Genomic DNA, 12,079 nt, shown 5'->3' on the forward strand with positions numbered 1-12,079 from the left:
ATCTGAAAACATCATTGAAAATTCACAAGCATTTCCAAGTGTTTTCTTTTATTACTATGCTATAATCTAGAATCGGAAAACGTTTTATAAGTATTAAGGAGATATTATGTCTAGAGAATACATCACCTTGTCAAAAAATATCATCAAACACCTTGGTGGGCAAAATAATATTAACAATGTTTACCATTGTCAAACACGCCTTCGCTTTAGTCTCAATGATCCGACGAAAGTAAACCTTGAGCAATTAAAAACTTTAAAAGAGGTAAAAACTGTCGTTATCAGCGGAGGGCAACATCAGATAGTGATCGGGACTCATGTCGCAAAAGTGTTTGAAGAAATTAACTCCCTCATTGAAACTAACTCAACGACTAAAACAGAACAAACCAAAAAAGCCAAAGCAGTTAGTCGAATTATTGATTTTGTTTCTGGGACTTTCCAACCGATTTTACCAGCTCTATCAGGCGCTGGTATGATTAAGGCATTGCTAGCTTTATTACTAGTATTCAAAATCTTGACACCGTTATCTCAAACATATATATTACTAAATCTTTTTGCAGATGGTGTTTTCTATTTTTTACCTATCTTAATCGCCATCACAGCTGCTCAAAAATTGAAGGCTAATCCTATTTTAGCTTTGGGAACTGTTGTCATGCTCCTTCACCCTAATTGGGCTAATTTAGTAGCTTCTGGTAAACCAGTATCCTTATTCCATACGATCCCATTCACACTTACTAACTATGCATCAAGTGTCATTCCCATTATTCTAATTATTTGTGTTCAGGCTTATATAGAAAAATATTTAAATCAAATTATTCCTAAATCACTACGTTTAGTGCTTGTTCCTATGTTAATATTTCTCAGCATGGGAATTTTGTCGTTCTCTATATTGGGACCAATGGGTACTATCGCTGGCCAATATTTAGCTGTTATTTTTACTTTTTTATCCAAATACGCCAGTTGGGCACCTGCTTTTCTAGTAGGAGCATTTGCTCCTATCCTAATCATGTTTGGTGTTCATAGTGGAATTGCTGCATTAGGAATCATACAACTAGCGAAATTAGGGGTTGATTCTATTTTTGGACCAGGCATGCTCTGCTCAAATATCGCACAAGCAACTGCAGGTACAGTGGTGACTCTTATAACAAAAGAAAAAAAGCTTAAAGAAATTGCTGGACCTGCTGCCATAACAGCTTATATGGGAATCACCGAACCTATCTTATATGGTGTCAACCTTCCGAAACGTTATCCTCTAATAGCCTCACTTATTGGTGGTGGTCTTGGAGGACTCTATGCCGGTATAATGAACGCTCACCGCTTCGCTGTAGGCTCTTCTGGTCTACCAGGTCTGTTTCTTTATATCAGTCATACTTCAACACATCTTTTTATTACCATGCTTATTGCAGTTATCATTACTGTAAGCACAACTGCTATATTGACATTCATTCTAGCACAATATTACGAAAAACAAGTTAGCATCAGACAAAGAGACTAGGTTATCCCTAGTCTCTTTGTCTGATAAGATATAATAGATAGCAATAAAAATCAAATATTTTAGAGCTAAAACTAGCGTTATTAAACAAAGGATTACAGTGGCTGCCTTCCAACCGTAAAGTCCACAACAAGCCTTTATTTTATCCGCTATAACTATCTCAGTTATTAAGCATTATTCTTACTGTATGATTTTTCTAAAATCTTTTTACTAAACAAGCTTCTTCCAAAAATTTTTTAGCAGTAAGTATTGGCAAATTGATAATATGAGCAACCCAATGATAAGGATTATGATATTGACAGCTACAGTATTCCATACCATTGACCAAAAAATACTTATTCCAATAAGAAAACTACCTATTATCATCATTCCAAACAATGAACCAACTAACAGCCATTGGCCTAACCCTCTATTAAATAGTTGCGTAACCTCTTGCCAATTCAAGAACAAATGTTTATAGTCACGTCTATAAATAAACTGGCCTTCGATAAGTCCCATGAAGACTAGACCTAAAATGAAGCTCAATAAAACGAGGATTGATAGTTTAAGTAGAAAGAATCCTACCAAGAAATAAATAAAAGTAGGAACTGCAAGTTGTAATGTTATCAAAGTTACAAATTTATGCTTTAAGAAATACGAAAATGATATAGGCAAACTTTTTATAAAGTAGAAATTACTTTTTTCTAAAGAAATACCTACCCCTACAATGCTAGCTGGCATCACACATAAACTACCTATTAATATTCCTGCTAGAAAAGCTATCCCAAAATAATTTTCATTAAAAAATCGACCAATCTCTTTACCATTATTCAAAATTGGAACAATGAACATTGCTAGATATAATAGTGGCATTAAAAATGTATTTGTCAATAATGTCGCATTTTGTAAACTTGATAAATGGTGTTTAACAAGAGTTTTATTAATTGACTCACGTTTACTAAAATCGATTTGACGATGGACTTTTCTCTGCTTGACCTGTCCATACAACAACTCCTGATAGTAGCGTGGCATAACCCATTTATAAATAGCACCTATCAAGAATAAAATGATTAAGAGCGGGAGATAATAGTTGAGAAGACTCTCCATACTAAACGGCGCTGTAACAATATCATAATAACCTCTGACATAAGGGATTGGAGCGATATCTTGTAATTTCCCTTGTACCATCTTTTGACTCGTCATATTCACAAATAATAAGGGAACTATTGCTCCAAATGTAGCTAGTGAAATTAATATAGTAGAAATAAGTTTCCGATTAGCACTTCGAATAATGGCACGGCCTATTAAACTATTAATATACAATGAAATCACCGTTACCGATAAAAATAAAATAGCAAAATTTATGATTGCTAGGAGGACCGCAAGTGGGCCACCTATTATACGCCAATAAGCCACAATCATTAAGGTTAGGATTGGCATTAGAAAAGTTACAGACATCCCAAATGTTGCAAAAATTTTAGCAACATAGAGCTCTTCAGATTTAATAGGCAAATAAGCATATTGTTTAACATCGTCACTCTCATAGAAAACACTGTACATCGCAATAAAAGAGTAGATAATGGATACTAGTGTAAAGATACCAATGTAGAACGTGAAATAGCCCGGATATTCTTTAAAATCAAGTGATACAAAGAGAAATACATAAATTATTGAAAAGAGCAAAATCTGAAATAACTGATTTCTAAACATGAATTTATAAGCTGAAAATTCTTTTTTAGGATGCTTTTCTTGCTTTTTTCTTAGTGCCGATAGAGTCTGAGGGTTTGAATAAAGGATATTAATTTTTACGAGTTCCCAGATACGTGACCAATTCATACTTTATCCCTCCCTATTAGCTTGACGTCCTGCTAATTCCAAATAGATAGTTTCCAAATCTTTATCTGGATATTGCATTTTTAACTCACCTAAGCTACCGACAAAGATTAATTTCCCTTGTTTCAAAATACCTATTCTGTCGCATAATTGTTCTGCAACTGCTAAGACATGTGTTGAAAAAATAACTGTTTTTCCATTTTTAGCATGTTCTTTCATCATTTCTTTCAAATCAAAAGAAGCTTGAGGATCTAAACCAGTTAATGGCTCATCTAGAATCCAAATGTCAGGATTTGGAAGAAGGGCACCTATAACAATGACTTTTTGACGCATACCATGTGAAAAACTTTCAATAGGATTATAGCGCTGCTCCTCTAGTTCAAATATGTCTACCAATTTTGTGATACGTGCTTCAATATCTTCTGGGGCAACATCATAAATTTTAGCTAAAAAGTACCAGTATTCCTCTGCGGTTAAATTTAAGAAAATATCTGGCGAGTCCGGTACATAACCTATTTTTTTCTTAATTTGGTCACGATGTTCTGTCAAAAGTAGGTCATCAATATAGACTTGGCCATAAGTTGCATCAATAATAGATGTTAGAATACTAATTGTCGTTGTTTTTCCTGCTCCATTGTGACCGATTAATCCAAAAATCTCACCATCTTTAATAGAGAGGGTTAAATCACTGAGAGCTTCTTTTTCCCCGTATACTTTCGAAACATGTTCAAACTTAATCATAAAAATCTCCTTTTATCTCCTAATGATTCCCAAATACTTTAGAAAGCAATCCCGTTGTTACCTTATTTTGCTCATATCTCTCAGACAATTTTTTAGCAGATTGTTTCAATTCCTTAACTGTAGCTAATGACTCGAAAGATTTTTCTATCTCATTATTTTCCAATTGCTGAGTTAACTCATAAGCAACACGAGGTACATCGCTAGTTTTTATCAAACCATTCGATGCTGATAATAGTATTGATGATAGCACTGCATCTTCACGGACAGATATATCATTGTAAGTATGCTGTATCTGCCGATAAAAATCACGACACTCCTTCTTCATAAACAAACCTTTCTAAAAAGATAATTAATAATAGTTGTATTATTTTATATATACAATAGTTTTATCAATTATACTGCGCTATGGAATGTTTGTCAAACGTTTTCAAAAAAGAGTGCTTTCCATCACTTATCAGTCTATCAAAACTATTCTCAAATCCATCCTATATCTTACAAAAAAGAAGTTGAGGTATTTTTCCCAACTTCTTCATGCTCTTAAAGTTCTTTATATAGCGATACAGCATTCTCAACTGTAAAGCCATACTCTTCGAAAATTCTGTTACCTGGTGCTGATGCTCCCCAAGTATCAATAGTAAGTGTTAGCCCATTTAAACCAACATATTTACCCCAACCGAAGCTTGATCCTGCCTCAATAGCAAGACGTTTTGTAACAGCTGATGGAAGCACTTGCTCTTGATATGAAGCCTCTTGTTCATCAAAAATGTTTTGTGCTGGCATAGATACGACGCGAACATGGATGCCCTCTGACTCAAGTTTGTCTTGAGTATCTAAAGCTAATTTAACTTCTGAACCTGTTGCAATGATGATACCATCAAGTTCACCTTTAGCTTCTGATAAAATATAAGCACCTTTATTAACCCCTTCTTGGGCTAATTCTGATGTTCCTTCAAGAACTGGTAAGTTTTGACGTGTTAAAACAAGCATCGTTGGTCGATCTGTCTCTGATACAGCTCGTTGCCATGCAGCGTTTGTTTCATTACCGTCTGCGGGACGGATAACGTTCAAATTAGGCATTGAGCGTACTGATGCTAATTGTTCTATTGGCTCATGAGTTGGCCCATCTTCTCCAACAGCAATAGAATCATGTGTCATAACATAGACAGTTGGCAAGTTTTGAAGTGCAGCCATACGTACTGCTGGTAACAAGTAGTTTGAGAAGACAAAGAACGTACCCCCATAAACACGAGTCCCACCGTGAAGCGCAATTCCATTCATTGCAGCAGCCATTGCAAATTCACGTACACCAAACCAAATGTTACGCCCAGCGTAGTTACTTGCTTGGAAATCTGTTTCTGCTGCTACCATTGTGTTATTAGAAGCTGAGAGGTCTGCTGAACCTCCCCAGAGGTTTGGTAATTGAGTCGATAATTGTTGAATAGCTTGTTGGCTTGAAACACGACTAGCCACTGATGAACCTAGGTCATGAGCTTTTAATTCAACTGTCTCAGCTTGGCCAGCAAAAGCTTCTTTGTATTCAGCTGCTAATTCTGGATACTCAACTTCATATTTAGCAAAAAGATCATTCCATGCCTCTTCTGCCTTCGCACCACGCGCTTGAAGATCTGAGGCAAATCGAGCTGCAACTTCAGCAGGAACAGTAAAGTCTGGATATTCCCATCCATAAGCCTTCTTGGCAAAAGTAATACCTTCTGCACCAAGTGGCGCTCCATGAACTGAAGATGTTCCCTGTTTCTCTGCGCCAAATCCAATAATAGTTTTAACTTCAATAATGGTTGGTTTATCAGTTTCAGCTTTAGCAGCTTCAATTGCTGCAGCAATCGCTTCTAAATCATTACCATCTTTAACTAAGATATGTTGCCAACCATATGATTCAAAACGCCCTTTAACATCTTCTGTAAATGATTGAGACGTTGGACCATCAAGTGAGATATCATTTGAATCATAAAGAAGGACCAATTTACCAAGTTTTAAGTGTCCAGCAAGACTGGCAGCTTCTTGGCTAACACCCTCCATCAAACAACCATCACCATGAAGTGTATAAGTGTAATGATCAACTAAATCAAAGCCTGGTTTATTAAATTTAGCAGCCAAATGAGCTTCAGCCATTGCCATACCAACAGCATTAGCAATACCTTGCCCTAAAGGTCCAGTTGTTGCTTCTACACCATCAGTATGGTTAACTTCTGGATGTCCAGGTGTTTTTGATCCCCATTGGCGGAATTGTTTTAAATCATCAATTGATAAATCATAGCCAGCTAAATGAAGTAGGCTATAAAGAAGAGCTGAACCATGCCCAGCTGATAGCACAAAACGGTCACGGTTTGTCCAATTGCGACTTGTTTTTGGGTTTACATTTAAGAATTTATTCCAAAGCACATAAGCCATAGGCGCAGCTCCCATAGGAAGACCTGGGTGCCCAGAATTTGCTGCTTGGATAGCATCAATAGAAAGCGTGCGGACTGTATTAACCGCTAATTGATCAATGGTGTCAAATGTCATGATAAAACCTTTCTGTTTTTAACAACTAAATTTAAAATTGTTCGTCTTTGATATTATAACATAAAATACGTAAACGTTTTAACAATTTCTGGAGGGATTAAAACCATTCAATTAAGTAATGGGATTAATTGTCATAAATAAGTGAATCTATTTCCTGTAGTTCTCGCTCTGAAGCTCCTTTATTAAGGCAATAGGTTAGTTTGGCTTTATAAGGTCTTGAACGACTCTGATAAATAACCATATCAAATCCCTTTCCTTCGTCATAAGGTTCGACTTGAATAGAATTATTACCAGAGAAATGTTGTCGAATGCGATATTCCAACAATGACTGTTCCACAGCATTACCTGTCATATCTAGACCAATCCTAAAGGGCATTTTTTGACTATTTTTCGAGAAAATAAGCAATTCCAACAAATGTAAAGTCAGCAAAGAACAACCATCTTCTGTTAAAGGTCTAATTCGATTAACATTTGCAATAATCTTCTTTGAAATATGATGCAACTTATCCCTCATATTATGATCAATAAGTCGATACGTTTGTTCTAAATCAGGTTGTTCAACTAAAATATGACCTTTAAAGAAATAATAATGGCTATATAACTGACCAAGTTGGTAAATAACCTGATCTGATGTCTCGTCAGCTAAAATACTCTCCTTTTTAAAGTAGATGATTGTTTCGGTTACACAATCAATAATCGGGCCTCCAAATCCCATGATGTATTCCATTGTATTGATTGGTAAAATATTTTGTGAATGTAGAAAAGCAAAAGTTGCCAGAACTTCTCCTTCCCTATACTCAAGAGCAAAACGACTCATATACAAAACTAAGGCTGCGTCTAACCGTTTATAAAAAGCATTGCATTGATAATGTTCCACAATGGGCTTGAGATTATCAGATATTTTTTCCATAGCAAGGAGACGATGATGACAAATACTAAACCAAAGTCCCAGATTTTGCTGAGCTTCTCGAGTTAAAGTATGTTGAGCCAAGCGCTCTATTAATAGAATTAATGAGTCTAAGTCTAATTTCTTTATCATATTTTGGCACTTGTCATAAGACCATAGTTGCTTGAATAATTCATAATAAAAATAACGCCATTGCAATTCATCACCAATCTGTTTTCCTTGTGAAATAGCAATATCAAATTCCGCTAACAATTCATTGAGATGAGCAAGATGACGATTTAAAGTAGCCTCACTAACCATCAATTCTTGAGAAAGACCAACGATTGTGAACTGACGCTGATTAAATAAAGATATTAAGATAGTGTATTTAATACTATCTTTCATCAGAGCTTTCAACACTTCTTGATTGGATAAGTTATAATCCTCTTCTAAAAATAACTTATCCTTATAATAAACGATTCGACAATTAACTTTTTCTTGTTCAAAGTAGCTATTAAGATTATTGATATATTTAAGCAAAGTTGCTCGACTTAAACCAGTTTCTAATAAAGCTAACTTTAGTGCTATTGCCTGAGGAGAGCCTCTTAAAAAAGAAAGTAGCCGATATTGAACACGCCTTTCTTTTTCCATTAGAGCTTCTATTCGCATAGCCCAATCCTCTTTTCATAAAGGTTGATAGCTGCTTGATGCAACATATAAGCCATCTCAGATTCTCTAGCTGTATAAATGAAATCTTGAAAAGCCAAATCAAAATCTGTCATATCACACGATATAGCTTGAACAAGCTGATTGGCAGTAGCCAAACAATTTTCCTTTGAGATTAATTGAGCCCCCAATAAATGGCCCGTTTTTTGATTAGCAATCAATTTTATCCTTAAATCATACTGTTCTTTAGGGAAATAAGTAACACTAACGGTATCCTCGTAAAGACCAGCTTCCAACTCAGTTAATCCAATATTAGCTCTATAATAGCCAAAGTGTTTAGATCCTGTAGCGCGTGTTATTTTTAATTTTGGAACAGCATGTCCCGATAAATGGTATGCCAACATTTGTGCCGAACGGATTGCTTGGTTAATTAAGGGCATATAATAAGCACTATTAAGACCTTTAAAATACGACCAAATCAAATCGCCAATAGCATAGATATTAGGGTCACTCGTTTGGAAATAATCATTTACAACAACACTATTATCAACACTTAAATCAACCAATCCAGTTAAAAGACGACTATCCGGACGAAAATTAACAGCTAATATGACAGCATCAACTGTAAAGGTATCTCCTGTTAGCGTTTGCAAACAAAGTTTTTCTTCTCGGGTTACAGCAATTTTCTCAACCTTTTGATTTTGGAAAAAATGTAGTTTTGATTCAGCCATCGCATCAAGTAAAGGAAGGGACATATCAGGATCTGTATGCCTGAAGTCTGGTCTTTCTTGAGCTTCTAACAAAGTGACCACCTTCCCTGATTCATGTAAACTATAAGCAATATCTAAGCCGATGATACCTGCCCCAACAACTGCTACCTTATGACTTTTATCTAATACTTGCTTAGCATTTTGACTAGTTGCATAAGTTTTTGTTGTTAAAACACCTTGCGCATCAGCCCCATCAATATAAGTTGATTCTGCTTGGGAGCCCATGGCACAAATCAATTGATCATAATAGACAGAAGAACCATCTGATAACATTAATTCCCTATCTTCTTTATTAATTTTCTCAACTTTTAGACCAAATAGACAGCGTATATTCTGCAACCGTTGCTCTTCTTCTGTCTGCCACATGGCCTGATTTAAACCACTAATTTCGTGACGATAATACCAATTTAAGCCATTTGGAACATAATCTGGATGAATTTCTTTATCAATCAAAACGATATCCCAATTAGGATTTAATTGGCGTAATTTCTGCGCACAAGTCATACCAGCAAAAGAAGCTCCTAAAATGACAATTACTTTATTTACATATTTTTCTGTCATAATTACTTATTATAACAAAAGAAGTTATTTTTGAAAACGGTAACAAAAAACTGAGACCATAAAGTCGGTCTCAGCATCAAAAATCTCTTACATCATAGCAAATATTAAGGCTGCTAAAATAGCTCCTACCATAGGTCCTACTATCGGAATCCATGAATAAGTCCAATCAGAATCACCTTTGTTCTTCATCTGTAACAAGGCATGCAATAAACGAGGACCAAAATCACGTGCAGGATTAATAGCATAACCTGTTGTTCCACCGAGCGATAGACCAATCCCAACCACTAACATACCAACACTCATCGTACCAACTCCTGGAGGCATATTGTATTTTCCGATGGCAAAAATAGTAAGTACAAGAACAAGCGTTCCCAATACTTCACTTAAAAAATTGGAAAAATTATCCTTCAAAGCCGGACCAGTTGCAAAAGTTCCAAGGATATCTGCTTTATTTTCTGCAGCCTCATAATGGGGTCTAAATTGCAAATAAACAAGAAGTGAACCTAGCATTGCACCAATAATCTGTGCAATCATATAAAGAATAGCTGTTCCCCAAGCTAAATCACCTTTGATCGCAAAAGCTAATGACACAGCTGGATTCAAGTGGGCAGGGCTAATATTGCCAGATACTAACGCTGCAATAGCTACAGCAAGCCCCCATCCAAATGTGATAACAATCCATCCAGAATTATGATTCTTCGTTTTAGGCAAAACAACACCTGCTACAACACCATTACCAAGTAAGACTAAGAGAGCTGTTCCTAAGAATTCTCCAAAAATATCCATTATTATCTCCTTCAATTATCCTTCAAAGCTGCCAAGTCATTGTCTTTTAGAGTCTCATGTAATTCTTCTTCATAGAAGGTTTTGTCTTGATCAGACCATTGATAATGTTTAGCCATCTCATCAATAACAGGCTGAATCAAAGAATCTAAATTATCTCTCATGAAAAGCATATGATTCGTACGTCTTAAGAAGAAATCCGTTGGGCTAAGCGCCATTTCATAATCCATAGCATAGTGAAGTGACAACGTTTCTACCAAGCTCAGACCTTCTGCTTCTGTAATTTGGCGTGTCAATGCAAATAATTTTGGTGCATTTGACCCATAAAGGTTAGCAATATAACGTGCATCCTCAATACTTAAACCACTTAGTGTGCCCAATTGAGCATAAGCTTCAATTTCAGAATCAACATTAGATGGGTTAATCTCTCCTCCTGAAACAGGATAGGTTTTAGAATTGATTAGTTTAAACTTGCGATTATATTCTTTATCCAAAATGTTAATAATAGTTTCCATGGCACCTTCTGCCATTTTTCGATAATCAGTAATTTTACCACCAGCAAGTGTTAATAGGCCATTATCATCACGCTCAAAACTTGATCCTCGAGAAACAGCTGATGGGTCCAATTCTTTTTCAGAAGTACTAGATTCTACATGAGAAATAGCTTTTTCAACATCCTCACGATGATTTTTATGTGCAATATAATCCTTAACGGAATCAATTAATTCTTCAAAACTTTCATCGCTTAGTTTTCCACTATTGCCTCCATTATAGTCAGAGGCACTATTCCCTGATAGTAGTGGACGCAGACCTGCCCATGAACTCTCAATATCATCAATAGTAAGCTCTGCTTCTGGGAAACGTTTGTTTACAATATTAAGGAGGTAGTCAACATCTTCTTTAGTTACCGTAGGATGTTCTAAGTCTCCATGGTAATCAGTATCTGTGGTTCCAAAATAAGTCTTATCTTCACGTGGCAAAACAAAAATCATGCGACCATCATTTAGACCTGTATCAACATAAACAGGTTGAGAAACATTTAATTTTTGGCGATCTACAACTAAGTGAACTCCCTTAGTTGGACGTAATTGATGAATTTGTTTACCTTCATTGGAGAAGTTGCGAACGGTGTCACTCCAAGGTCCAGTTGTATTGATAACAAGCCTAGCTTTTATATCGATAACTTGGTCAGTCAACAAATCACGCGCACGTACTCCTATAATTTGATTGTTGTCATCAAATAAGAAGTCCTCAGCTTTGACATGACTGGCAATATAAGCTCCATCCCTATTAGCACGTTTAATATTTTCAATCACTAGGCGTGCATCGTTATTACGGAAATCTAAATAGACCCCTCCTCCTAGCAAACCTTCTTTTTGTAAATCAGGCTCACGCTTAAGAACATCTTCTGCGCTCAAAACTTTATTGGCTGCGGGTGTATTTGTCACACCTGCTAATAAATCATATAAATCCATAGCCACTTTAAGGCGAAACATACTAAAAGTAGAACCCGGCTCATCGTAAACCGGTAAAAGCATTGGATCTGGCTTAGGAATGTGTGGTGCAATTTGCTGCACGACTGCACGCTCTGATACTGTATCAGAAACAACTTCTACATCAAATTGCTTCAAGTAACGAAGACCACCATGGACCAATTTTGTTGAGCGACTACTTGTCCCTTCTGCAAAATCTTGCATTTCAATAAGTCCAGTATCTAATCCACTAGCTGCTGCTTGTAAAGCGACACCAGCGCCTGTGATACCCCCACCTATGATAAGTAAATCCAGAGTACGATCTTGCATTCTTTGTAAGGCTAAACGTCGTGTTTCTCGTGAAAATTCCATCTCT

At 36.1% G+C, this 12,079-nt stretch carries 9 protein-coding genes; 1 reads left to right on the forward strand and 8 read right to left on the reverse strand.

The genetic code is table 11. From position 1 onward, the window contains the following. The first annotated feature begins 106 nt into the window (after positions 1–106). On the forward strand, positions 107–1,492 hold the full coding sequence (locus HMPREF9171_RS104435) for a PTS transporter subunit EIIC (RefSeq protein ID WP_001872425.1): 1,386 nt from the start codon (positions 107–109) through the stop codon (positions 1,490–1,492). Between the two features lie 207 nt (positions 1,493–1,699). On the opposite strand, the gene HMPREF9171_RS104430 is transcribed toward HMPREF9171_RS104435, so the two are convergent. From HMPREF9171_RS104430 to glpO, 8 genes are all read right to left on the reverse strand, one after another. Beyond that, entirely contained in the window at positions 1,700–3,304 is a 1,605-nt protein-coding gene (locus HMPREF9171_RS104430) for a hypothetical protein (protein ID WP_001104583.1), read from the reverse strand. A gap of 3 nt (positions 3,305–3,307) precedes the next feature. After that, positions 3,308–4,042, reverse strand: a complete 735-nt coding sequence (locus HMPREF9171_RS104425) for an ABC transporter ATP-binding protein (protein WP_000589158.1) — start codon at positions 4,040–4,042, stop codon at positions 3,308–3,310. 19 nt (positions 4,043–4,061) lie between these two features. Then, on the reverse strand, positions 4,062–4,367 hold the full coding sequence (locus HMPREF9171_RS104420; RefSeq protein ID WP_000711208.1) for a bacteriocin immunity protein: 306 nt from the start codon (positions 4,365–4,367) through the stop codon (positions 4,062–4,064). A 212-nt stretch (positions 4,368–4,579) separates the two neighbouring features. Then, positions 4,580–6,565 (reverse strand): transketolase, encoded by a 1,986-nt coding sequence (gene tkt / locus HMPREF9171_RS104415; RefSeq protein WP_000141859.1) that lies wholly within the window; start codon positions 6,563–6,565, stop codon positions 4,580–4,582. Positions 6,566–6,689: 124 nt separating this feature from the next. Next, positions 6,690–8,120, reverse strand: coding sequence for an AcpB/EbpR/MafR family transcriptional regulator (locus HMPREF9171_RS104410; protein WP_001217286.1), 1,431 nt, complete (start codon positions 8,118–8,120; stop codon positions 6,690–6,692). Then, positions 8,111–9,448: an NAD(P)/FAD-dependent oxidoreductase gene (locus HMPREF9171_RS104405; RefSeq protein ID WP_000137258.1), complete on the reverse strand. Its 1,338-nt coding sequence runs from the start codon at positions 9,446–9,448 to the stop codon at positions 8,111–8,113. The genes HMPREF9171_RS104410 and HMPREF9171_RS104405 overlap by 10 nt, the downstream gene beginning before the upstream one ends. A gap of 87 nt (positions 9,449–9,535) precedes the next feature. Continuing rightward, on the reverse strand, positions 9,536–10,234 hold the full coding sequence (locus HMPREF9171_RS104400; protein WP_000350762.1) for an MIP/aquaporin family protein: 699 nt from the start codon (positions 10,232–10,234) through the stop codon (positions 9,536–9,538). An 11-nt stretch (positions 10,235–10,245) separates the two neighbouring features. Beyond that, positions 10,246–12,075 (reverse strand): type 1 glycerol-3-phosphate oxidase, encoded by a 1,830-nt coding sequence (gene glpO / locus HMPREF9171_RS104395; protein WP_000396087.1) that lies wholly within the window; start codon positions 12,073–12,075, stop codon positions 10,246–10,248. Positions 12,076–12,079 lie beyond the last annotated feature (4 nt).

Source organism: Streptococcus agalactiae ATCC 13813 (genome assembly GCF_000186445.1).
GTDB lineage: Bacteria > Bacillota > Bacilli > Lactobacillales > Streptococcaceae > Streptococcus > Streptococcus agalactiae.

Coding starts and splice junctions, on each gene's coding strand:
- glpO (WP_000396087.1), bottom strand. CDS start 12,075: ATGGAATTTTCACGAGAAACACGACGTTTAGCCTTACAAAGAATGCAA.
- HMPREF9171_RS104425 (WP_000589158.1), bottom strand. CDS start 4,042: ATGATTAAGTTTGAACATGTTTCGAAAGTATACGGGGAAAAAGAAGCT.
- HMPREF9171_RS104405 (WP_000137258.1), bottom strand. CDS start 9,448: ATGACAGAAAAATATGTAAATAAAGTAATTGTCATTTTAGGAGCTTCT.
- HMPREF9171_RS104400 (WP_000350762.1), bottom strand. CDS start 10,234: ATGGATATTTTTGGAGAATTCTTAGGAACAGCTCTCTTAGTCTTACTT.
- HMPREF9171_RS104420 (WP_000711208.1), bottom strand. CDS start 4,367: ATGAAGAAGGAGTGTCGTGATTTTTATCGGCAGATACAGCATACTTAC.
- HMPREF9171_RS104435 (WP_001872425.1), top strand. CDS start 107: ATGTCTAGAGAATACATCACCTTGTCAAAAAATATCATCAAACACCTT.
- tkt (WP_000141859.1), bottom strand. CDS start 6,565: ATGACATTTGACACCATTGATCAATTAGCGGTTAATACAGTCCGCACG.
- HMPREF9171_RS104410 (WP_001217286.1), bottom strand. CDS start 8,120: ATGCGAATAGAAGCTCTAATGGAAAAAGAAAGGCGTGTTCAATATCGG.
- HMPREF9171_RS104430 (WP_001104583.1), bottom strand. CDS start 3,304: ATGAATTGGTCACGTATCTGGGAACTCGTAAAAATTAATATCCTTTAT.